This window comes from Anaerovibrio sp. (genome assembly GCF_051866355.1).
Lineage (GTDB): Bacteria > Bacillota > Negativicutes > Selenomonadales > Selenomonadaceae > Anaerovibrio.
In genome coordinates this window covers 1-23,249 of record NZ_JBJDWZ010000036.1, presented here as the reverse complement: position 1 = coordinate 23,249, position 23,249 = coordinate 1, and the positions used below count along the sequence as shown (strand labels likewise).

The 23,249-nt window shown below is 50.3% G+C and carries 21 protein-coding genes, 4 tRNA genes and 1 other annotated feature; of the genes, 24 read left to right on the top strand and 1 reads right to left on the bottom strand.

What is annotated here, in order from left to right; genetic code table 11:
• Window positions 1-458 precede the first annotated feature (458 nt).
• The 6 genes from ACI3UA_RS02160 (at window position 459) to ACI3UA_RS02135 (ending at window position 5,778) form a co-directional block, all read left to right on the top strand.
• A complete protein-coding gene (locus tag ACI3UA_RS02160; RefSeq protein WP_439723191.1) occupies window positions 459-656 on the top strand; it encodes a hypothetical protein in 198 nt (65 codons plus the stop codon).
• A gap of 603 nt (window positions 657-1,259) precedes the next feature.
• Entirely contained in the window at window positions 1,260-1,592 is a 333-nt protein-coding gene (locus ACI3UA_RS02155; protein ID WP_439723190.1) for a DUF5665 domain-containing protein, read from the top strand.
• Window positions 1,582-1,878, top strand: coding sequence for a hypothetical protein (locus ACI3UA_RS02150; RefSeq protein ID WP_439723189.1), 297 nt, complete (start codon window positions 1,582-1,584; stop codon window positions 1,876-1,878). Before ACI3UA_RS02155 ends, ACI3UA_RS02150 begins: the two co-directional genes overlap by 11 nt.
• 234 nt (window positions 1,879-2,112) lie before the next feature.
• The gene (locus ACI3UA_RS02145; RefSeq protein WP_439723188.1) at window positions 2,113-4,080 is read left to right on the top strand and encodes a hypothetical protein; all 1,968 of its coding nucleotides are present in this window, start codon (window positions 2,113-2,115) and stop codon (window positions 4,078-4,080) included.
• A 53-nt stretch (window positions 4,081-4,133) separates the two neighbouring features.
• Entirely contained in the window at window positions 4,134-5,150 is a 1,017-nt protein-coding gene (locus tag ACI3UA_RS02140) for a hypothetical protein (protein WP_439723187.1), read from the top strand.
• A gap of 280 nt (window positions 5,151-5,430) precedes the next feature.
• On the top strand, window positions 5,431-5,778 hold the full coding sequence (locus ACI3UA_RS02135) for a hypothetical protein (protein ID WP_439723186.1): 348 nt from the start codon (window positions 5,431-5,433) through the stop codon (window positions 5,776-5,778).
• A 290-nt stretch (window positions 5,779-6,068) separates the two neighbouring features.
• On the opposite strand, the gene ACI3UA_RS02130 is transcribed toward ACI3UA_RS02135, so the two are convergent.
• A complete protein-coding gene (locus ACI3UA_RS02130) occupies window positions 6,069-6,323 on the bottom strand; it encodes a helix-turn-helix domain-containing protein (RefSeq protein WP_439723185.1) in 255 nt (84 codons plus the stop codon).
• A 136-nt stretch (window positions 6,324-6,459) separates the two neighbouring features.
• On the opposite strand from ACI3UA_RS02130, the gene ACI3UA_RS02125 reads away from it, so the two are divergent.
• From ACI3UA_RS02125 to rfbC, 18 genes are all read left to right on the top strand, one after another.
• Entirely contained in the window at window positions 6,460-6,624 is a 165-nt protein-coding gene (locus ACI3UA_RS02125) for a hypothetical protein (RefSeq protein ID WP_439723184.1), read from the top strand.
• A 26-nt stretch (window positions 6,625-6,650) separates the two neighbouring features.
• Window positions 6,651-7,754, top strand: a complete 1,104-nt coding sequence (locus ACI3UA_RS02120; RefSeq protein WP_439723183.1) for a helix-turn-helix transcriptional regulator — start codon at window positions 6,651-6,653, stop codon at window positions 7,752-7,754.
• 302 nt (window positions 7,755-8,056) lie between these two features.
• Window positions 8,057-8,141, top strand: a tRNA-Tyr gene (locus ACI3UA_RS02115).
• An 8-nt stretch (window positions 8,142-8,149) separates the two neighbouring features.
• Window positions 8,150-8,225: transfer RNA gene (locus ACI3UA_RS02110), tRNA-Met, on the top strand.
• A 12-nt stretch (window positions 8,226-8,237) separates the two neighbouring features.
• Window positions 8,238-8,313: transfer RNA gene (locus ACI3UA_RS02105), tRNA-Thr, on the top strand.
• Between the two features lie 6 nt (window positions 8,314-8,319).
• Window positions 8,320-8,396: transfer RNA gene (locus ACI3UA_RS02100), tRNA-Met, on the top strand.
• 178 nt (window positions 8,397-8,574) lie between these two features.
• Entirely contained in the window at window positions 8,575-8,724 is a 150-nt protein-coding gene (gene rpmG, locus ACI3UA_RS02095) for a 50S ribosomal protein L33 (RefSeq protein WP_027398039.1), read from the top strand.
• Window positions 8,725-8,775: 51 nt separating this feature from the next.
• Window positions 8,776-9,000 carry a preprotein translocase subunit SecE gene (secE, locus tag ACI3UA_RS02090; protein WP_439723182.1) on the top strand — a complete coding sequence of 75 codons (225 nt, stop codon included), beginning with the start codon at window positions 8,776-8,778 and terminating at the stop codon, window positions 8,998-9,000.
• A gap of 21 nt (window positions 9,001-9,021) precedes the next feature.
• Window positions 9,022-9,567: a transcription termination/antitermination protein NusG gene (gene nusG, locus ACI3UA_RS02085; RefSeq protein WP_439723181.1), complete on the top strand. Its 546-nt coding sequence runs from the start codon at window positions 9,022-9,024 to the stop codon at window positions 9,565-9,567.
• A gap of 26 nt (window positions 9,568-9,593) precedes the next feature.
• A complete protein-coding gene (rplK, locus tag ACI3UA_RS02080; protein ID WP_439723180.1) occupies window positions 9,594-10,019 on the top strand; it encodes a 50S ribosomal protein L11 in 426 nt (141 codons plus the stop codon).
• Window positions 10,020-10,087: 68 nt separating this feature from the next.
• Window positions 10,088-10,771, top strand: a complete 684-nt coding sequence (rplA, locus tag ACI3UA_RS02075) for a 50S ribosomal protein L1 (RefSeq protein WP_439723179.1) — start codon at window positions 10,088-10,090, stop codon at window positions 10,769-10,771.
• Between the two features lie 36 nt (window positions 10,772-10,807).
• Window positions 10,808-10,963, top strand: a sequence feature (ribosomal protein L10 leader region).
• Between the two features lie 22 nt (window positions 10,964-10,985).
• On the top strand, window positions 10,986-11,534 hold the full coding sequence (gene rplJ, locus ACI3UA_RS02070) for a 50S ribosomal protein L10 (RefSeq protein WP_439723178.1): 549 nt from the start codon (window positions 10,986-10,988) through the stop codon (window positions 11,532-11,534).
• 59 nt (window positions 11,535-11,593) lie between these two features.
• Entirely contained in the window at window positions 11,594-11,962 is a 369-nt protein-coding gene (rplL, locus tag ACI3UA_RS02065) for a 50S ribosomal protein L7/L12 (protein ID WP_439723177.1), read from the top strand.
• 323 nt (window positions 11,963-12,285) lie between these two features.
• A complete protein-coding gene (rpoB, locus tag ACI3UA_RS02060; RefSeq protein WP_439723176.1) occupies window positions 12,286-16,161 on the top strand; it encodes a DNA-directed RNA polymerase subunit beta in 3,876 nt (1,291 codons plus the stop codon).
• A gap of 21 nt (window positions 16,162-16,182) precedes the next feature.
• Window positions 16,183-20,262: a DNA-directed RNA polymerase subunit beta' gene (gene rpoC / locus ACI3UA_RS02055; RefSeq protein ID WP_439723175.1), complete on the top strand. Its 4,080-nt coding sequence runs from the start codon at window positions 16,183-16,185 to the stop codon at window positions 20,260-20,262.
• A gap of 156 nt (window positions 20,263-20,418) precedes the next feature.
• Window positions 20,419-21,315 carry a glucose-1-phosphate thymidylyltransferase RfbA gene (gene rfbA, locus ACI3UA_RS02050; protein WP_439723174.1) on the top strand — a complete coding sequence of 299 codons (897 nt, stop codon included), beginning with the start codon at window positions 20,419-20,421 and terminating at the stop codon, window positions 21,313-21,315.
• Between the two features lie 68 nt (window positions 21,316-21,383).
• Window positions 21,384-22,403: a dTDP-glucose 4,6-dehydratase gene (gene rfbB / locus ACI3UA_RS02045; protein ID WP_439723173.1), complete on the top strand. Its 1,020-nt coding sequence runs from the start codon at window positions 21,384-21,386 to the stop codon at window positions 22,401-22,403.
• Between the two features lie 109 nt (window positions 22,404-22,512).
• Window positions 22,513-23,112 (top strand): dTDP-4-dehydrorhamnose 3,5-epimerase, encoded by a 600-nt coding sequence (rfbC, locus tag ACI3UA_RS02040; RefSeq protein WP_439723172.1) that lies wholly within the window; start codon window positions 22,513-22,515, stop codon window positions 23,110-23,112.
• The last annotated feature ends 137 nt before the right edge of the window (window positions 23,113-23,249 follow it).

Here is a 23,249-nt window from a genome sequence, read left to right as displayed (position 1 = left end):
CGGTTCAGCTGATAATTTGCAGTCCCTGGCTACTATCAAGGCATTTGCCGATGCCGTTGGTGCGGGCCTTACCGTCATGGAGCACGGTGAGCATTGGTTTCATACCGAGGAGCAGCTGAGGTTTTTGGCAGAATGGCTTTCCATGTGTGAAAAAAGAGCCGATGCTTAATTGATATCTCAGTGTGAATAGATAATATACATAGGAACGGCTGTTGTGATTTTGTGCAATAGCCGTTTTGTTATCTGCGTATGATTATAACAGCGTGGTTTGGAAAAAATGTGCAAACGGACATATAAAGGGGGGATGATTTTATATACTTAAATTGGATATGCAAAGATAAACTATTGACTACATACAATGATATGTAAAATTTTAAAAATTTTTCTGTTTTAGAAGGATTTTTATCATCAGCGTAGAATTATAACAACATAACAAGATGTTATAAGGAGGAAAGAAAATGGGATTTGGTGATTTTTTGAAAGCTGCTGGTGGAGCGGTATTAAATCAGATGGATAAGAAAAAAGAAAGGATTACTATGTATAGGGATAGAGCTGATTCTTATAGTGATAGTGAATTGCTTTCAAAAATTAGGTATGCATCCGGCGATGAGAAGCAGGGCTACATATTGGCAGCTAAGAGAAGAGGTTTGTTGTAATGATTTTGGAGGTTGTTCGACATGGCGTTTGAGATTACGGGAAGAAAGCCTGATGGTATGGTTCGTTACAAGCGTAGATGTGACTGTGGTTGGAAAGAGTCTTCGACAGCAGAAATTGTACCGCCAAGGTATATATCCTATACTTGCCCGAAGTGTGGCAAGAAAAACTCTGGAACTGTTGAGTGATAAGGAAGTATATATAATGTCTAATATGAAGATTGCCAACATAAAATCAACAAGGATATGTGCTTTTTGCAGGAGTTGGTATGATCCGGCAAATGCAGCGATAGTGCCCAAGGCTCCGCAGGCAGGCTTTTTTGAATACGATCCCAGCATCAGGAATAAATGTATGCTGACAGGATTGGAACAGCCGTCCTGGGCATCCTGTGGCAAGTTTACATGCAAGTTTTAGAGGTGAAGAGAATAATGAAGCCCCATCAGCCTTTGTGTGAATACAGATGTTGGTGGGCTTTTTGGTGCAAGAATGCGTCATACATCAACGAAGAAAAAGGTTTTCTGTTTGGCAGACTTTTCAGCGCTTATGAGGAATACAATATGTGAAAAGATATTGTTGACATATGCTTAACAGGGAGGGAGAAATGCTTGGGTAGCTTTCTAGGAAAAAATGTAAGCGGCAGTACGAATGAATTAGAAGGTACAGTGGCATCTGCCAGGCAAATTCATCGCGATGTAGAAGGCCTACATGAGATAATGGGGGAATATCTGGAGCTGCTGAAGAATACCAGGCGGCTGTTTTTACTGAATTTACTGGTAGGTATGGTGCGTGGATTAGGTATGGCGATTGGTGCAACTATTGTTTTTGGTATTATGCTAAATGTGGCTGTGCAGGTGGTGGATTTGAATTTGCCCTTTATAAGTGAATGGCTGGCGAAGTTTATGCTTATGGTGGAGGAGAATCGTCATAATGTCCAATAGAATACTTAAACCTAATATGGATGGCGTGACTGTGGGCAAAATGGACAGGTTGAAGCTGAATACCGGATGGTTGAACACTATTCTTGGGGAGCATCTGCTGCTGGTACAGCGATTGCGCTGGCTGTTGCTGACAGAATTTTGTCTTGGTCTTATCAAGGGAGTAACGGTATCCATAGGTGTGGCGTTATTTATGAGTTTTCTCGTTTATTGGATAAAAGATAATGTAAGGATTTTTAGCGAGTTTGTGGCAGCAGTGATGGGATATCTGCTACGAATAGTGTATTGACAACAAAACATAATGTTTTATTATCAATATACCGGATGACTTGAAAAGCCACACAGCAATTGCTTGTGCTGATGTGTGTGCGGAAGAATGATGAAATATGAAATGGAGAGATATTTTTTAAGGATTATTTCCATTCGGAAGGGATGGAAAAGATGCTGTGATATTTATCGAGATGATAAGGTAAGAGTTTTTTCGACATTTTATGAATCTTTATAGTTTTTATGGGTGGACAATATGGAGAAGAGTGCATTGTATAATTTTTTCGTGGAGAAAAAAGCTGAGATTTATCCATTACTGAAAATACTTGTTAGCAAGGCAGTCAATATGTTGCCGGAAGGCAACGGCAAGAACTATTTTCAGGAGAATACGGATTTTTTTGCTGATCTGTTGTATCGTTGTGTTCTGGAGCAGTCGGTTCAGTGTGTGTATAGCAGTAGTAGGGATTTGGCAGAAGAGGAATTGCGTTCCGCTGTGCGAAAATGGCTGATGGAGAATTTTACTTATGGCGATGATGAGTTTAGAAGTATCATTATTGACAAATTTGAAAATATAGCAGTGGAGATAGTAGTTCTTTTTCATTCCGGGCAGAATGAAGAGCAGATAAGGCAATTGGCAATTGCAACTGGCAAATTGACAGCTAAGCAGATGGCAGAGGATGCTCTGACGGTTTTAGATAAGCGATTGCCTGATTTTCATAGCAAGGAAGAAATTATGGCAGAAATTTCATTCCTTGCTGAACAGGGGATTGATAATAATGGTGATATTGAATATATGGAAGCTGTCATAAAAAGGCGTGCTGTTGGCAAGGCGTGCAGTATAGCGAATAAACAGATTAACAAGGCTATTGAGTTAGTGATAGATGAAATGCCTGATAATCCTCATAAGGAATATGTGAAAAATCTTTTGCAAAGTGCAGTGGATGAGAGCTTTGAGGAATTGCGTCAGGCAGATAGCATAGAGGATGCGGGAAAGATTGTCACTAAGGTTGTTGGCAGGTACGCCAAGCAGGAAGCAGAGATGCAAATAAAACAGCAGGGAAGACAGGCATTGGACAGGGCTGGTGAGCTGTTGATTGATAGGCTGTGTCAACGTGGCCGTGGCAAGGGAAATACAAAATACAACAAACAATTGAAAAACAATGTGAAGCAAGGTGTTGCGGTTGCACAGGAAAATCTGTGCAGCAATATTGAGGCTTTGTTCAGCGGTGAAAAGGATTTTGGACAAGCAGTTACAGATATGGCAAAGGGAACAGCTGTGGATTATGCTGCAGGTCAGGTAGAGGCGCGGACGGCGGGCATCGTAGGTCAAGGGGCGAAGTATGCTGCTAGTAAGCTGCATATAACGGGCAAAGGAAGCAGGAAAATCAATCGCAACATAGATAATGTTTTTGGTGCGGTAGCGGCAGGTGCTACTGAAAGTCTGGTTGTCAATGTAACTGGTGTAATCAAGGGCGAGAAGGATGCCGGAGAAGCGGTTAAGTCTGTGGCTGTTGATGCAGGCAGTCTGGCGGCGAAGGACTATATGGCAAAACATGGTGATAAGATTGTCCGTGAGGTCGTGGCAGAGCTGACAAAGCAGGCAGAAAAGAGGATTGCTAATGAGATGGTGCGTCGCACGGCTGTTACGGCACTTACCAAGGTGGGCAATGCTAATGCAGTTATGAATGTGGCTGGTGCTGCCTACGACATAGGAAAGAGTATTAAGCGGTTCATGGATGGAGAGATAACCCAGGCGGAGTTGATGCGGGAGATTGGCGAAAAAGGCACTAGTGCCGTAGTTTCTGCTGCCTTCGCGATGGTGGGAACCGCTGTCGGCGGGCCGATTGGTGCCGCAGTAGGCTCTCTGGCAGGGTATCTGGCAACCAATCTCCTGTATGGTAGTGTATTGAGTGCTTTTGATGCGGCAGACAGGGCAAAAGCAGAATATTATCAAGTGGCTGCTGCCTGTGATGAGGCAATCAGGCTCATGCGCCAGAAAAGGGAGCAGTTTGAGCGGGAAACTCAGGCGTTGTTTGCCCATCGTGAGCGTGTGTTCAAGGATAGCTTTGATAAGCTGGAGCAGTCTGTCAGAACAAACGATATGGATGCCTTCGCTGCCAGTATGAATAATATTGCTGCGGCTTTCGGCAAGGAATTGCAATTTCAGAATTTTGATGAATTCGATAAATTTATGATGGATGAAGATAGTGTTTTTAAGCTATGAGCATGATTGTTCATAGTCAGGTATATTTATAATGTGCAAAGGGAGTGTTTTTTATGCCAATTCCATTTATTTTAGGAGGGCTTGCTGTAGCAGCAGGTGCTTATGGTGTCAAAAAGGGGCTGGATGCCAAAGAGGATTATGAGTTAGCCGAGGATAACAACAAAAGGGCGGCAAGCATCGTAGATGATACCAAGAAAGATATTGAACATCAACGTAAATATACTAAAAAAGGCATTGAGAAACTGGGAAAGAAAAAGATAACTATTCTTTCCGGCAGTATCAAAGAGTTTGTTGAGGCCTATAAGACGATTAAAAATATTGATTTACAGGGCAGCAAGGGAATGGATGAATTAAAAAAATTCAAGCCGGAAAGCCCTGAGTTCAAAAAGCTCAATGAAGTATCCCTGGAGGCATCTTCAATGCTGGCGGCTGCCGGTGGTTCTGTGGCTGCAGGTACAGCGCTGGCTGCCGGTACCTATGGGGCTGTTATGGGCGGCGGTTTTGCTGCTGCTTCTACAGGTGCAGGCATTGCAGGTTTAAGCGGAGTCGCCGCTACGAATGCAACGCTTGCATGGCTGGGAGGCGGTTCATTGGCTGCAGGTGGTTTTGGTATGGCAGGCGGCATGGCCGTATTGGGTGGATTGGTAGCAGGTCCGGCACTGGCTATCGGTGGAGCCTTTATGGCTGCAAAGGCTGAAGAGGCGTACTATGCATCCCGTTCCAATGTAGCTAAAGCAGAGAAGTTTGCAGAAGAAGGAAAAAATATCTGTGCTATGCTGGAGGCGGTTGATAAGAGAGCAGGGCAGCTGGAGGACTTACTGCATGAGCTTGACCATTGGTTCAAAGGCTTCAATAAGGATATGATTAGGACTATTGAATATAGTGGCAGGGATTTTCGTAGCTATTCGGTCGAGGAGAAGCATAATGTATTTAAGGCAGCTATGACAGCACAGGCTATTAAGGCTGTGCTGGATACATCGTTGCTTACGGAAGATGGCAAACTGACTGCTGAGTCTGAAAACTCCCTTGTAGCAGGACGGGCACATCTGGATAAGCTGGAAATGGCGTAAGCGGCATTTTATGGGCAGTATAGTTAAGTTTCCCTGTGCCATGTGCGGATTATGCTGTCAGCACGTTGACCGTTCCCCTGATTATAGTGACTTAAATCGGGGGGATGGCACTTGCTGTTTTTATGATGATATGACGCGAAAATGCAGGCAGTATGAGGATAGGCCGTTACGCTGCAATATTGATTTATTTTATGAGCAAGAACTGCAAGGCCTGTTGGCGCGGGATGAATATTATAATTTGAACCTAAAAGTGTGCCGTGAATTGTGGCAGGAGGCTGTGATGGCAGATAAATGGATTAGTATAGGCAAGTTGAAGACTGCTGACCTGACACCTTACAACCATTGCATCGGTCTGTACAGACATAAGGTCAATGGCAGGATTATGTATATTGGCAGAGCTATTGAGTACAACAATGGTGGTTTCCGGAAAAGGCTGAGTGATTACCGCCGCAATAGTGACAGTGCTAGAAAACATACATCGGGGCAGATTATCAATCAGCACCTTGATGAAATTGAAACAGAAATCTTGATTGTGGGTGATGGTGCAGATAACGTGGAGCAGACGAAAAGGCTGGAAAAGGAGTATATTGCTAAATATAATCCGGAGTGGAACAAGCAATGCAAGTGAACAAACGTGACGGAAGTTTGTCGTAATATGTGAAAAATTTGCAGTGTTGCCATGCGGAATATTATCTCAAATGGGTGGAGGCATGGCAGGGCTGACATGCTGCTACTAAACAAATGCAAAAAAGACCGGCAGTGCTTGTGTGCCAGCTATGGAGGCATTACATCAGCAGTTCCGGTCTTTTTATTGGTAAAAAATATTTTTCAGGGGGACATATTGTGGGGGTGCAGTGTGGTAAAATATAATTGTTCCGACGAGGTTGATGGGAGCCGGGCTGTTCTGCATGGTGAGTTTCAGCTGTCCAGCTCGCACATCAGCGGGTATTTGGCTGATGGCTCGTATGGAGCAGGATTATCGGTGCGGTAGAGAAGATAATCGACGCTGGTTTTGTAGAAGTCTGCCAACTTCATCAACATGGCCAGCGGAATCTCCCGTTTGCCGATTTCGTAGTAGGAATAACAGACCTGTGAGCAGTTTAAAAGAGCCGCCAGCTCCCGCTGTTTCAGGTCGTTATCCTCTCGAAGCTCATATAATCTTGATAAAAGCAATTAAACACCCCCTTCTGTTTGGGGTAAGTATATTATAAAGCGTTTTGTTATACTGAGTTAGAAAACGAATTGTTTTAAATTGCAAGGATAATTCTGTTATGACTGCGAAGAGCTGAAGAACAGGGGAGGAAGAAACATGTTAAAGGATTTGAAAGGCATGCTTTTCAGCAAAAAGGAATGTGAGCGGTGCGGCAGCAGGGAGGGCATCAGGCGGGTGCCGATTTCCAGCTTTGCCGGGACAAGGCATTATGAATACCTGTGCCCGAAGTGCGCCCTGCTGGAGAAAGGCAAGGTGTATTGAGCCGGAAGGGAAGGAGGGAGATGGCGATGAACATGGATGCGGATATGTCGAAGGATAGAACAGGCCACAGCCAGCGGCTTTTGAATATGTATGACGTACTGCAGAGAGGATGCGGCCTCAGTACAAGGAGCCTGCAGGAACGGTTTGGCGTTACGGCGAAAAGCGTTCAGAGGGATATTGCCGAGCTGCGCGAATACATCAGCCAGGAATATGCCCAGTCCGTCTACGGCAATATCGAGTACAACCGGGTGCGCAAGGAGTATTATTGGCGTAACCGCAGTGATATGCTGCTGCATGAGAGGGAAATCCTGCTGATAGCCACCATTCTGCTGGAGAGCCGCGGCCTGACCAGCGGGGAGCTGCACAAGATTATCGACAAGATGCTGGTGCAGTGCAGTCCTGAATCGGAAAAGCATATCAGGAGCCTGCTGAAAAATGAATTGTTCCTGTACAAGCAGACGAATAATTCCAAATCGCTGGGAAAAATCCTGTGGAAGCTGAGCGAGGCGAAACTGCACCAGCAGTATGTGCGCATCGGCTACAAGAAGGCGGGCGCATCATCCTACGCATCCCTGACGGTCATGCCGCTGGGGATTATGTTTTCCGAGATGTATTTTTATCTGCTGGCACATGTGGCATCGGCCGACAGGCAGTCCGGAACGGAGGCGGTACAGGAGGGACAGGCGCCGGTGGCATTTCGCATTGACCGCATCGGTACCTGCAGTGTCCTGGACGAGCATTTCCGCGTGGAGTACGGCAGCCGTTTTCAGCCCGGGGAGTTTCGGCAGGAGGTTCAGTTCATGAGTACAGGGGAGCTGATGAAGGTGCGCTTCCGCTTCTGGGGCAAGTCGCTGGAGGCCGTGCTGGACAGGCTTCCCAACGCCGTTATTCTTGCCAAGGATGATTCGGGCACCATCCTTCAGGCAGAAGTCTATGCCAGAGGGGCGAAGATGTGGTTTCTGAGCCAGGCGGAGTATCTGGAGGTTCTGGCGCCTTCGTCTTTCAGGGAGGAAATGCGGAGAACGCTGGCGGCCATGCTGTCCAATTATGCTGATGAGGGCAGGGCGGGCGGACAGCATGTATCAGGGGAAGCAGTATCCGGGGAAACGAATGAAGCCGCATCCATATAAGGAACTGGTAGCAGTATCCGGGGAAATGGATGAAGCCGCATCCATATAAGAAATTTGTACAGGATAGCTTCTATATAATGTAGAATAATAATGTAAAATAATGTAGAAATGGTGTAAAAGGGAATAAGTGCAGAAGAAGCTGCAGGCAGTGCGATTTATTTTTGTGTCGGGCGGCCCCTGCAGACTGTATAAAAAAATTGAGATTTTTATAAAAAACGCTTGACTTGAGCAGGAAAAACTGGTAAAGTATATATCTGTCAGCGGGTTACACGGAAGCGTTGTAACGGCCTGACAGATGATGTGGGTAGGTGCCCGAGTGGTTAAAGGGAACGGACTGTAAATCCGTCGCCGTAGGCTACGATGGTTCGAATCCATCCCTGCCCACCATTTAATATCGCGGGATGGAGCAGTAGGTAGCTCGTCGGGCTCATAACCCGAAGGTCAGAGGTTCGAGTCCTCTTCCCGCAACCAATTTGCTTCAATGCTGATATAGCTCAGTAGGTAGAGCGCATCCTTGGTAAGGATGAGGTCACCAGTTCAACTCTGGTTATCAGCTCCATTATATGGCTGCGTAGCTCAGCTGGCTAGAGCATTCGGTTCATACCCGGAGTGTCAGGAGTTCAAGTCTCTTCGCAGCCACCATCCTTGTAATTTAACCCCTTGCTTGTGAGGGGTTTTATTATGTCGATAAATAAAAATCAGGATTGTAATTATGTAATTATTTACACACTGAATTATTGACATGTTTATTTATTTGTGATAAATTATATCAGTGACATTTTGTGATGTCCAAATATCTAATCAGTAAGGAGTGCATAAAATGCGCAATGCAGTTACGTTGGCCTGCACCGAGTGCAAGAGTCGCAACTATCAGACCAACAAGAACAAGAAGAACGATCCTGATAGAATCGAATTCAACAAGTATTGCAAGTTCTGCAAGAAGCACACTCTGCATAAGGAGACTAAGTAATTAGCTTCGTAGTTTGTGGCGGGTTTGCAGTATAAGACAGGATGTGAAGCAATGGCGGCAACAAAAACGTCAGGAGCTCAGCCGAAGTCTTCAGGCTTTAACCCTGTGCAGTTTTTGCGTGAAGTCTCTGCTGAGATGAAGAAGGTGTCCTGGTCAACCAGGCAGGAGCTGGCAAAATACACGGTAGTGGTGAGCATTACGGTTGTGATTGTCTGTGCCCTCATCTGGATTTGTGACAGCTTTTTCGCAAGATTGTTTAATCTCATTGTAAGGTAAAGACTGGAGGGTGCGTCCGGGATGTCGGAAAACGAATCAGCTAGACATTGGTATGTAGTTCATACCTATTCCGGTTACGAAAACAAGGTAAAGGCCAATCTTGAGCAAAAGGTTCAGTCCATGGGACTGGAAAATGAGATTTTCGAGGTTATCATCCCTTTGAAGGATGAGATTGAGAAAAAGGATGGCGTTGAACGAGTAACCCAGAGGAAGATTTTTCCAGGCTATGTCCTGGTGAACATGATTGTCAACGAAAAGACCTGGTATGATGTCCGCAATACTGACGGCGTTACAGGCTTCGTCGGTTCAGGCACCAAGCCGATTCCTCTGACTGAAGATGAGGTAGACAACATTCTGAAGGAAATGGGCATTGAAAAGGCCAAGGTCAAGGTCGATATCGATGTTGAGGTTGGCGAGACAGTCAAGATCTGCTCCGGCCCATTTGAAAATTTTGCAGCAAAAGTTATCTCTATCAATGAAGAGAAGGGCAAGATTAAGGCCCTTGTCGATATGTTTGGCAGGGAGACTAATGTTGAACTTGACTTTGATCAAGTTGAAAAAGATTAATTCCCATTTAAGGAGGTGGATTTAAGATGGCAAAGAAAGTCGCTAAGATGGTAAAGCTACAGGTTCAGGCTGGCAAGGCTACTCCAGCTCCTCCAGTAGGTCCTGCACTTGGTCAGGCTGGCGTAAACATCATGGCATTTGTTAAGGAGTTCAATGAGAGAACTGCTAAGCAGGCTGGCTTGATTATTCCAGTAGAAATCACTGTATTTGAGGATAGGTCCTTCACCTTTATCACCAAGACTCCTCCGGCTGCTGTACTTCTGAAGAAGGCTGCAGGCATTGAGAAGGCTTCCGGTGAGCCTAACAAGAACAAGGTTGCTAAGCTGCCGCGTGCTAAGGCACAGGAAATCGCAGAGAGCAAGATGCAGGATTTGAACGCTGCAAGTGTTGAGGCTGCTACCCGCATGATTGAGGGTACTGCCCGCAGCATGGGTATCGTAATCACCGACTGATTTTAGGTCGGTTTGCGCATAACCCGTGGGAGGAAATTCCGTTATTACCACGAAGGGAGAAATTTTTCATGGCAAAAGCAGGCAAGAAGTATCAGGACGCTGCAAAGCTGATTGAGACTGGCAAGGTTTATACTGCTGAAGAGGCTGTGGATCTCGTAAAGAAGACTGCAACTGCAAAGTTCGATGAGACCATCGAGCTGCATGTACGTCTGGGCGTTGATCCTAAGTACGCTGACCAGCAGGTTCGCGGCGCAATGGTGCTGCCGCATGGTACTGGTAAGTCCAAGCGCGTATTGGTATTTGCCAAGGGCGCAAAGGTAGAGGAGGCAGAGGCTGCTGGTGCAGACTTCGTTGGCTCCGATGAAATCGTAGCAAAGATTCAGGGCGGCTGGACCGATTTTGATGTAGCTGTTGCTACCCCTGACATGATGGGTACCGTAGGTCGTATTGGTAAGATCCTCGGTCCTCGTGGCTTGATGCCAAACCCTAAGCTGGGTACTGTTACTATGGACCTGGCAAAGGCTATCGGTGAGATTAAGGCTGGTAAGGTTGAGTACCGTACCGACAAGGCCGGCAACATTCATTGCCCTATCGGCAAGGCTTCCTTCGATAATGAGAAGCTGGTTGCTAACTTTAATGCACTGATGGATACTTTAATTCGAGTAAAACCGGCTGCTGCAAAAGGTCAGTATATCCGCTCCGTAACCGTCAGCGCAACTATGGGCCCTGGCGTTCCGGTAGCACACGCATAATTTTGCGTGATATTGTTTGACATTTTGCGGGCTGTATAATAAAATAGTCTATGGCTGTAGACAGCAGGTAGGAGAGCGTAGCTTCGTGCTTCGTGAATCCGTTAATGGAAACGCCTGCCGAGGCCGGATGGTTTATGCATGAAATACTGCGGCCTCCGGTAAATCAGCCGGAGGCCGTTTTTGCTCGTATAATTTCGAGAGGAGGTGTAATTTCATGGCTGTTACTGAAAAGAAAAAGGCGATTGTCGCTGATTTGAAGGACAAACTCACTAGCTGCAAGGGCGCTGTACTGGTTTCCTACAAGGGACTGACCGTTGCTCAGGACACTGAGCTGCGTGTAGAGCTCCGCAAGGCTGGTGTAAACTACCATGTAGTTAAGAATACAATGACTCGCATTGCTGCTACCGAGGCTGGCATGGAGGAGCTGGTTGCTCATCTGGAGGGCACTACTGCCCTGGCTGTATCCGCTGAGGATGCTGTTGCTCCGGCAAAGGTTATCAGCGAGTTCATCAAGAAGAACAACCTGGCTGATCAGGGTATCCTGGCTGTCAAGGCTGGTATTGTAGAGGGCAAGGTCGTAGGTGCCGACGAGGTCAAGGCTATTGCATCCCTGCCATCCCGCGAGGTTCTTATTGGCAAGCTGCTGGGCAGCATTCAGGCTCCACTGTCCAACACTGTTGGCGTTATGGGTTCTATGGTTCGCAGTATCGTTACTGTGCTTGATGCTATTCGCAAGCAGAAGGAGGAGCAGGCATCTGCCTGATCCGTCAGCTGCTTAAAATATTTTGAAGATTAGATTTTGATTATATGGAGGAATTTAAAATGACTAACGAAGAGATTTTAGAGGCAATTGGCAATTTGACTGTACTTGAGCTGGCTGAGCTCGTAAAGGCTGCTGAGGAGAAGTTCGGCGTATCCGCTGCTGCTCCTGTAGCTGTAGCTGCTGCTGCACCTGCTGAGGGCGCTGCTGCTGCTGAGAAGTCCGAGTTTGATGTAATCCTGAAGGATGCCGGCGCAAGCAAGATCAACGTAATCAAGGCTGTTCGCGAGGCTACCGGCCTGGGCCTGAAGGAAGCTAAGGCTCTGGTTGATGGCGCTCCTGCTCCTGTAAAGGAAGGCGTTGCCAAGGCTGAGGCTGAGGATCTGAAGGGCAAGCTCGAGGCTGCTGGTGCAACTGTAGAGCTGAAGTAATTTTTGCTTCAAGCCTGAGATTTCAAGTGAAATTTCCAAGACCACTCCTTTACGGGGTGGTCTTTTGCTTTGCATAAAAAGTCATTGACAAGTTTATACATTAAATGATAAAATGAATAGCTACTAAAGAGAAAATAATTCGTGCATCAGTCAAATGGATTCATCAGGAGGAAAGGCGGGGCCTTAACCTTCTGGCAGTGCGCCGTGTGGTTTTAGCCCATGGAGGGGTACTGTGATTCCGTTCTGTTTTAATGTGCGGATTTTTGTTATTTTCAGTTGCTGCAGTTGTTTTCAGTATTTTTTGCTAAGGAGTGAAGAACTTAATGTTTCATCCTGTGCCCGTGGGCAAACGAACCAGGTATAGCTATGCAAAGATTAAAGAAGTCATGGAAATGCCGCATCTTTTGGACATTCAGAGGAAGTCCTACGAGTGGTTTATAGGTGACTGGGAAAATAACACCAAGGGCGAGGGCCTGATGGAGATTTTCCAGGATATTTCCCCGATTTCAGACTTTCAGGGCAAGGTGAGCCTGTCACTGCTGGATTATGAGCTGGGCGAGCCAAAGTACAGTCTGGATGAGAGCAAGGAGCGTGACGCTACCTATGCGGCGCCTTTGCGGGTAAAGGTTCGTCTTTTGGACAGAACCACCGGTATTTTTCAGGATTCAGAAGTATTCATGGGTGACTTCCCTCTGATGACGGCTTCCGGCACCTTTATCATCAACGGTGCGGAGCGTGTTATCGTCAGCCAGCTGGTGCGCTCTCCGGGTGCGTATTATGGCGTTACCGTGGATCAGTCCGGTAAGTCCCTCTTCAACTCCACCGTCATTCCGAACCGTGGTGCCTGGATTGAGCTGGAAACAGATGCCAACGATGTTATTTCCGTGCGCATTGACCGTACCAGAAAGCTGCCTGTAACGGTGTTCCTCCGTGCCTTGAACTACATCAATGAGCAGGAGAAGCTTCGTCAGGCGGAGCTGGCTACCGACGGCGTGTCCACCATGCAGGGGCGCAACGATGACCACCTTCGCGTGGGCCTTACCAATCTGGTATTTGGCAGCAGCGAGGAGATTCTGGCCCTGTTTGACAATGATGATGCCATTCGTGCTACATTGGAGCGCGATAACACCAACACCGGTGCGGAGGCACTGGAAGAGATTTATCGCCGCATCCGTCCGGGCGAGCCGTTTAACGTGGACAATGCCCATCAGATGCTGCGCAGCCTGTTCTTCGATGCCAAGCGTTATGACCTGGCAACTGTAGGCCGTTACAAGCTCACCAAGAAGCTGGGCTGGAAGCGCCGCATTCAGGGGCAGATTCTGGCAGAGCCTCTCACCGACAAGGAAACCGGCGAGATTATCGTGCCTGCTGATGTGCTGCTGGACGCTGATATGCTTGAGGATATCACCATTGAGCAGGAGCATGCTATCTTCGGCGAGGGGAATGCCATCATCATCAACGTGAAGCGCAGTGATGAGGGTGAAACCCTGCAGATGATTTGCTCCCCGACTTTGGAGTATCGTCAGCGTACTATTTCCATCAATGATATTCTGGCTTCCATCAGCTATCTGCTGAACATGATGCACGGCATCGGCCGCAAGGACGATATCGACCATCTGGGCAACCGCCGTGTGCGTTCCGTGGGCGAGCTGCTGCAGAACCAGTTCCGCATCGGCCTTTCCCGTATGGAGCGCGTGGTCAAAGAGCGCATGTCCATGCAGGAGGATGTAAGCAATCCTTCCAACCTTATCAATATCCGTCCGGTAGTGGCAGCCATCAAGGAATTCTTTGGTTCCTCCCAGCTGTCCCAGTTCATGGATCAGCACAACCCTCTGGCAGAGCTGACCCATAAGCGCCGCCTGTCCGCCCTGGGCCCTGGCGGTCTTTCCCGTGAGCGTGCAGGCTTCGAGGTGCGCGACGTACACAACTCCCATTACGGCCGCATGTGCCCGATTGAGACCCCGGAAGGTCCGAACATCGGCCTGATCGGCTCCCTGTCCAACTATGCGCGGATTAACCGCTTCGGCTTTATGGAAACTCCGTACCGCCGTGTGGACAAGGTGAACAAGCGCGTTACCGATGAAGTAAAATACATTACGGCTGATGAAGAGGACAGCCTGATTATCGCTCAGGCCAATGAGCCGCTTGATGACAACGACTGGTTCGTAAACGAGCGCGTAGTTGCCCGTATTCACGAGGAAACCACCGAGGTGCGCCGTGAGAAGGTAGACTACATGGACGTATCGCCAAAGCAGGTGGTGTCCATTGCAACAGCCATGATTCCGTTCCTGGAAAACGATGATGCCAACCGTGCCCTGATGGGCGCCAACATGCAGCGTCAGGCCGTGCCGCTTCTGCGCACCCAGGCTCCGCTGGTAGGTACCGGCATGGAGTACAAGGCCGCCTGTGACTCCGGCGTTATGATTTTGGCAAAGCGTCCGGGCGTGGTGGAAACTGTTACCGCTGATAACATCGTGGTGCGCACCGCTGACGGACAGCGTGATGAATATAAGCTGCAGAAGTTCCTGCGTTCCAACCAGGGCACCTGCATCAACCAGCTTCCTATCGTATTCAAGGGAGATGAGGTTGAGGCGATGCAGCCGATTGCTGACGGCCCTTCCACCGACCACGGCGAGCTGGCCCTCGGCTACAACATCATCGTAGCGTACATGCCTTGGGAGGGCTACAACTACGAGGATGCTATCCTGCTGAGCGAGAATTTGATTAAGCGGGATATTTATACCTCCATCCATATTGAGGAATATGACTGCGAGGCCCGTGACACCAAGCTGGGGCCGGAGGAGATTACCCGTGACATTCCGAATGTGTCTGATGACAGCTTGAAGGATCTGGATGAAATGGGTATTATCCGCAAGGGCGCCGAGGTGCGTACCGGCGATATTCTGGTGGGCAAGGTTACCCCGAAGGGTGAGACCGAGCTGTCCGCCGAGGAACGCCTGCTGCGTGCCATCTTTGGTGAGAAGGCCCGCGAGGTGCGTGATACCTCCCTCCGCGTGCCGCACGGCGAGGCCGGCCGCATCGTGGATGTAAAGATTTACAGCCGCGAGAACAATGACGAGCTGAACCCTGGCGTAAATCAGATGATTCGCGTGTATATCGCCCAGAAGCGCAAGATTTCCGTAGGTGACAAGATGTCCGGCCGTCACGGCAACAAGGGTGTCGTTTCCCGCATCATGCGCGAGGAGGATATGCCGTTCCTGCCGGATGGCACTCCTGTTGATATCGTGCTGAATCCGCTGGGCGTGCCTTCCCGTATGAACATCGGTCAGATTCTGGAGACCCATCTGGGCATGGCCATCCGCAATCTGGGCACCCAGATTAAGCAGGGTGACCCTACCGTTGAGGAGCGTCTCCGTGCCATTGGCTATGACTTTGACCAGTACGGCATGCCGAAGCCGGATGTGGCAGGTATCCACATTGCTACCCCGGTATTTGACGGCGCCCGTGAGAATGACGTGTTTGATACTATCCGCGCTTCCGGCATGGACCCGACAGCCAAGACCGTGCTGTATGATGGCCGTACCGGTGAGCCGTTCAAGAATAAGGTAACTGTGGGCTGCGTATACATGCTGAAGCTGCATCATCTGGTTGATGACAAGATTCATGCCCGCTCCGTAGGCCCTTACTCGCTGGTAACCCAGCAGCCGCTGGGCGGCAAGGCCCAGTTCGGCGGCCAGCGCTTCGGTGAGATGGAGGTATGGGCGCTGGAGGCATACGGCGCTGCGTACACCCTGCAGGAAATCCTCACCGTCAAGTCCGATGATGTTGTGGGCCGTGTCAAGACCTATGAGTCCATCGTCAAGGGCGAGAATATTCCTGAGCCTGGCGTTCCTGAGTCCTTCAAGGTACTCATCAAGGAGCTGCAGTCCATCGGCCTGGACATCAAGGTACAGGATGAAAATGCCAACGAAATCATGGTTCAGGATGATGATGACGAGGACATCAATATCAAGGATGTTGTCCGTGATGCGGATATGAATGATGTTGATGACAGCGGCAGGGCCGGTGACCGTGATGATTACAGCAGTGATTACGATGATGATGCCCAGCCTGATGAGGATGACGACAGCTTCGATGGCGACATTATTGCCGACATTGGCGGCGATGATTTTGACGAGGGCGCTGCTGACGATGATGATATGGACATGTTCTTGTCCGATGATGATACTGAAGAATAATGGAAGGGAAGTGACACCTCCTTGTTGGATGTAAATAACTTTGATTCAATGCGCATAGGCCTGGCCTCTCCCGACAAGATTCGTGAGTGGTCCCACGGCGAGGTACTGAAGCCGGAGACTATTAACTACCGTACCCTGAAGCCGGAGAAGGATGGTCTTTTCTGCGAGAAAATTTTTGGACCAACTCGTGATTGGGAATGTCATTGCGGCAAGTACAAGCGTATCCGCCATAAGGGTACTGTCTGCGACCGCTGCGGCGTTGAGGTCACTCGTTCCAAGGTGCGCCGTGAGCGCATGGGGCATATCGAGCTGGCGGCTCCTGTGTCCCACATCTGGTACTTTAAGGGGATTCCGAGCCGCATGGGGCTGATTCTGGATATCCCGCCGCGTGCCATGGAGAAGGTGCTGTACTTTGCTTCCTATATCGTGCTGGACCCGAAGGACACGCCGCTTTCCAAGAAACAGCTTTTGACGGAGCTGGAATATCGCAAGGCCCGCGAGGATTATGGCCGTGATTTCGTGGTAGGCATGGGTGCCGAGGCCATCAAGGAACTGCTGGTGGAGCTGGAAGCAGATCTGCCGGAGGAACAGCAGACCGAGGACATGAAGAACGGCCTCGATGTGCTGCACAAGGAGCTGACTGACGAGCTGAAGCATGTGGCCAGCCAGCAGCGCCGCATCCGCGCTATCCGCCGCCTTGAGGTGGTGGAGGCGTTCAGGCGCTCCGGCAACAAGCCGTCCTGGATGATTCTGGATGTAGTGCCGGTTATTCCGCCGGAGCTCAGGCCGATGGTACAGCTGGATGGCGGCCGCTTCGCTACCTCCGATTTGAATGATTTGTATCGCCGTGTTATCAACAGAAATAACCGCTTGAAGCGCCTTTTGGAGCTGCGTGCGCCGGATATCATCGTCCGCAACGAGAAGCGCATGCTGCAGGAGGCTGTGGATGCCCTGATTGACAACGGCCGCCGTGGCCGTCCTGTTACCGGCCCTGGCAACCGTCCTTTGAAGTCCCTGTCCGATATGCTCAAGGGCAAGCAGGGACGCTTCCGCCAGAACCTTCTGGGCAAGCGTGTTGACTACTCCGGCCGTTCCGTTATCGTGGTAGGCCCTGAGCTGAAACTGCATCAGTGCGGCCTGCCGAAGGAAATGGCTCTGGAGCTCTTCAAGCCTTTCGTTATGAAGAAGCTGGTCAGCGAGGGCATTGCCCACAATATCAAGTCCGCCAAGCGCAAGGTTGAGCGCGCCGAGGAAGAGGTATGGGATGTACTGGAGGATGTTATCAAGGAGCATCCGGTGCTCCTGAACCGTGCCCCGACACTGCATCGTCTGGGTATTCAGGCCTTCGAGCCGGTTCTCACCGAGGGCCGCGCCCTGAAGCTGCATCCTCTGGCCTGCTCTGCGTACAACGCTGACTTTGACGGTGACCAGATGGCTATCCATCTGCCGCTGTCTGCCGAGGCACAGGCTGAGGCCCGTGTGCTGATGCTGGCGGCCAACCACATTCTTGCGCCGAAGGATGGCAGTCCGATTATCGTGCCGTCCCAGGATATGATTCTGGGTGCGTACTACCTGACCAAAATCCGCGAGGGTGCGCTGGGTGAGGGCAAGGTCTTCACCGGCATCAACGAGGCCCTGCTGGCTTATCAGCATCAGGAGCTGGATATTCAGGCGCAGATTGAGGTGCGCATCATTGAGAAGCAGGAAGACGATACGACCAGGGATTACGGCCTTGTTACCACTTCGCTGGGACGTATGATTTTCAACGAAATCCTGCCGCCGCAGGTTCGCTCTTATTCCCAGGACAAGGAGACCGGCAAGTGGTCCCTGGGCGAGCTGATGAAGAAGAAGCAGCTGGGCAAGCTGGTTGCACGCTGCTTTGACACGCTGGGGGCAAGCCGCACTGCCGAGGTTATCGACAGCGTAAAGAATCTGGGCTACCATTATGCATGTATTGCAGGCATGACGGTTGCTATTTCCGATATTACCGTTCCGCCGAAGAAAAAGGATATTCTGGAGGCGGCACAGGCTCAGGTCAGCAAGACGGAGCGGCAGTTCTCCCGCGGCCTGATTACCGACGATGAGCGTTATAAGAAGGTCTGCAGCGTCTGGAACAAGGCTACCGAGGATGTTGCTGACGAGATGTATGACAACTACGAGATTAATGACCCGTTCAATCCTATCTACATGATGGCTGACTCCGGCGCCCGTGGTAACAAGTCCCAGATGCGCCAGCTGGCAGGCATGCGCGGCCTGATGGCGGATCCGTCCGGTAAGACCATCGAGATTCCTATCACGGCCAACTTCCGTGAGGGTCTGTCCGTATCCGATTACTTTATTTCTTCCCACGGTGCAAGAAAGGGTCTGGCAGATACCGCTCTGCGTACTGCCGACTCCGGTTACCTGACCCGCCGTCTGGTGGACGTAGCGCAGGATGTAATCGTCCGTGAGGATGACTGTGACGTTGTGGGCATCAATCTGGTGCGCGAGCGTGCCAAGCTGGCTGACAGCGCGGCCGCCGCCGTGCAGGTACTGCAGGATTCCCTTGTTGGCCGCCTGATTGCCCAGGATGTTATCAGCCCTGAAACCGGCGAGGTTCTTCTGGAGGTCGGCGCCGAGCTGACGGCCGAGGATCTGCAGGTTATCGGCGAGGCCGGTGTGTCCGAGCTGGTTCTGCGCGGACAGTCCGACAACAACGATACCGTTGTGGGCAGCTCTTCCGTAACGGAGAGCGTACAGCTGGGTGCGCCGGAGGAAAATGTCCGTGCCTCCATCCGTGAAGCAATGATGAATCAGATGCTGGGCAAGGAGGTTACCGCTGCCGTTGTTGACAGCCGCGGCAGGGAGGTTATTCCGGCAGGCGTCAAGCTCACAGAGGAATACATCGAGGCTGTGCTGGAAAGCGATGCCAAGGAGGTTCGCGTGCGGAACAACAATGTCCGCGGCATTTCCGTCGAGGAGATTGTCGATGGCAACCGCGTTATCGAGCCTTTGCAGGATCGTATTATCGGCCGCGTGCTGGCTGAGGATATTGTTGACCCTGATACCGGCGAGAAGATTGCTTCTGTTAATGATACCGTTGACAAGGCACTGGCTGATGCCATCTGCAAGGTAAGGAAGAGCGTATCCATCCGCAGTGTCCTGACCTGTAAATCCCAGTACGGTGTCTGCATCAAGTGCTATGGCCGCGATCTGGCCAACAACACCGAGGTCAATGTGGGCGAGGCTGTCGGCATTATTGCAGCCCAGTCCATCGGCGAGCCTGGTACCCAGCTGACCATGCGTACCTTCCATTCCGGCGGTATCGCAGGCGGCGACGATATTACCCAGGGTCTGCCGCGTGTCGAGGAACTGTTTGAGGCCAGAAAGCCGAAGCACAATGCCATTATCTCCGAGGTTGAGGGTACTGTTACCGTCAAGGAGAACGGCAATCTCTACACCGTATACGTTATGCCGGAGTCCGGTGAGGCCAGGGAGTACATCATTCCGTTTGGCTCCCATCTGGCAGTCAAGGACGGTCAGCATATCCAGACCGGCGGCAAGATTACCGAGGGTTCCATCAATCCGCACGATATTCTCCATATCTGCGGCATGAAGGCTACCCAGAGCTACATCGTGTACGAAGTACAGAAGGTATACCAGTCCCAGGGTGTAGGTATCAACGATAAGCATATCGAGGTAATGGTTCGTCAGATGCTCCACAAGGTGAAGATTGAGGAAGCTGGCGGCACCGAGTTCCTGCCTGGCGATCAGGTTGACATCAACATCTTTGAGGCGGCCAATACCAAGGCCATCGAAGCAGGTCTGGAGCCGGCAGTGGCCAAGCCTGTTCTGCTGGGTATTACCAAGGCTTCCCTGGCAACGGATTCCTTCCTGTCCGCCGCATCCTTCCAGGAGACTACCCGTGTCCTGACCGATGCTGCCATCAAGGGCAAGGTTGACCCGCTGATTGGCCTGAAGGAGAACGTTATTATCGGCAAGCTCATTCCGGCCGGTACCGGCATGAGCCGCTACAGGAACATCAAGGTTGTTTATAAGGACGAGGAAGCCGCAGAGGAAGACAATCTTCTGGCTGCCTTTGCCGAGTCTGAAAATGCCTGATGCTGACTTGCAGGGGGAGCAACAGGCTGTCCCTGAAAATATAATCTGATTTTACGGCCGCCCAGGTGCATTTCCCGCACCCGGGCGGTCTTTTCTTGTATGTAAAAAATTGGTATGCTATAATAAATTAGTATAGTGCAATGGGAGGGGTAGGTTATGAAAGGAATTGTGCTGGCCGGGGGCTCCGGGACGCGGCTTTATCCGCTGACGACGGTGACTTCCAAGCAGCTTTTGCCTGTGTACGACAAGCCGATGATTTATTATCCGCTGTCGGTGCTGATGAATGCAGGCATCCGCGATATACTGATTATTTCCACGCCGGCAGATACGCCGCGGTTTGAGGCACTCTTGAAGGATGGCAGTCAGTTCGGCCTTAATCTCAGCTACGCTGTGCAGCCGTCACCAGATGGGCTGGCACAGGCCTTTATCATCGGCGCGGACTTTATCGGCACCGGTACGGTGGCCATGGTGCTGGGGGATAATATTTTTGCCGGGCATGGCATTAACGAAAGGTTGAAGCATGCAGTTGACAGGGCGGAAAACGGCAGGGGAGCCACTGTTTTCGGCTATTATGTGGATGACCCGGAGCGCTTCGGCATTGTGGAATTTGACGCGCAGGGGCGGGCCGTCAGCATTGAGGAAAAGCCGGCAAGGCCGAAGAGCAATTACTGCGTGACAGGGCTTTATTTTTATGATAATCAGGTGGTGGAGCTGGCGCGGACTCTTGCGCCTTCTGCCCGCGGCGAGCTGGAGATTACCGATTTGAACAGGCTGTATCTGGAAGCGGGACGGCTGAACGTGGAGCTTTTGGGGCAGGGCTATACCTGGCTGGATACGGGAACTCACGAAAGCCTTGTGGAAGCGACGAACTTTGTCAAGACGGTGGAAACCCATCAGCACAGAAAAATCGCCTGTCTGGAGGAGATTGCCTATCTCAACGGCTGGATAAGCAGGGATGATGTTATGGCTACCTACGAGGTGCTGAAAAAGAATCAGTACGGCCAGTATCTCAAGGATGTAGTCGATGGCAAGTTTATAGATGTACTGCAGTAAAATGCAAATGCCCGCTTTTTGCGGAGGGCGGACTGGAATAGATTATGAGCTGGAGGAGTTATAAGGTAATGACCATTATTGTGACCGGCGGAGCCGGTTTTATCGGCAGTAATTTTATTTTTCACATGCTGAAGGCGCATCCGGATTATCGCATTGTCTGTCTGGACAAGCTGACCTATGCAGGCAATTTGTCTACCCTTGGGCCTGTGCTGGAACAGGAGAATTTCCGCTTTGTCAGGGCGGATATCTGCGACCGGGCGGCGGTAGAAGGGCTTTTTGAAGAGGAAAAGCCGGACATGGTGGTAAATTTTGCGGCTGAGTCCCATGTGGACAGGTCCATTGAGAATCCCGGCGTTTTTTTGGAAACAAATATCATGGGGACGGCGGTGCTGATGGATGCCTGCCGCAAATACGGCATAAAGCGCTATCATCAGGTTTCTACCGATGAGGTGTATGGTGATTTGCCGCTGGACAGGCCGGATTTGTTCTTCACGGAGGAAACGCCGCTTCATACCAGCAGTCCTTATTCCAGCTCCAAGGCCGGGGCAGACCTTTTGGTAATGGCCTATCACCGCACCTATGGCCTGCCTGTAACCATCAGCCGCTGCAGCAATAACTACGGCCCCTATCATTTTCCGGAGAAGCTGATTCCCTTGATGATTGCCAATGCGCTGGCAGACAAGCCTCTGCCTGTATATGGCGAGGGACTGAATGTCCGTGACTGGCTCTATGTGGAGGATCACTGCAAGGCCATTGACCTGATTATCCACAAGGGCAGGGTAGGCGAGGTCTACAATGTAGGCGGCCACAACGAGAAGCAGAATATTGAGATTGTCAAAATCATCTGCCGGGAGCTGGGCAAGCCGGAATCCCTGATTACCCATGTGAGCGACCGCAAGGGGCATGACATGCGCTATGCCATTGACCCTGCTAAAATCCACAATGAGCTGGGCTGGCTGCCGGAAACAAGATTTGAGGATGGCATCAAAAAGACCATCCGCTGGTATCTGGACAACAAAAAATGGTGGCAGGATATTGTGAATGGCGAATATCAGCAGTATTATGACAGGATGTATGGCAACAGGTAATCTGGCTGATGTGCGTTGCTGATGGTTTTGGCCGGCGATGGTTTTTGTTTTTACGGCTGGCAGTTGTTTTTTTCTTTATGACCGATATGTGTGAAATGGAGATATGGCAGTGGGCAAAATAAAGGTTACCAAGGCTCCTATTGAGGGGCTTTATGTGATAGAGCCGACAGTGTTCGGTGATAATCGCGGATATTTTGTGGAGACCTACAACCAGCAGGATATGCAGGAGGCGGGCCTGAATATGGTGTTTGTGCAGGACAATCAGAGCATGAGCACCAAGGGGGTACTGCGGGGACTGCATTTTCAGAAGCAGCATCCCCAGGGCAAGCTGGTAAGGGTAATCCGCGGCGAGGTTTTTGATGTGGCGGTGGATTTGCGTCAGGGTTCTGCCACCTACGGGCAGTGGTACGGTGTAACGCTGACGGCGGAGAACAAGAAGCAGTTTTATATCTCCGAGGGCTTTGCCCACGGTTTTCTGGTGCTGAGTGACGAGGCGGAGTTCTGCTATAAGGTGACGGATTTTTATCAGCCCGGTGATGAGGGCGGCCTTGCCTGGAACGACCCGGAGATTGGCATAGCGTGGCCGAAGCTCAGGGGAACCTATCAGGGCAGTGCCGATTCTGCCGGCTACACGGTGGACGGCGTGCCCCTTAACTTGTCAGATAAGGATAAAAAATGGCTGGGGCTGAAGGATACATTTAGGTTTTGAGCCGAGTTGCGCAGAATCCTGCAGCAGATATGTGAAATATGGTTCTGCAGGGCATTTTTTGGTGACAGGAGCAGAGATGAGGATGAAGGTTTTTGTTACGGGTGTCAACGGCCAGCTGGGGCATGATGTGGTCAATG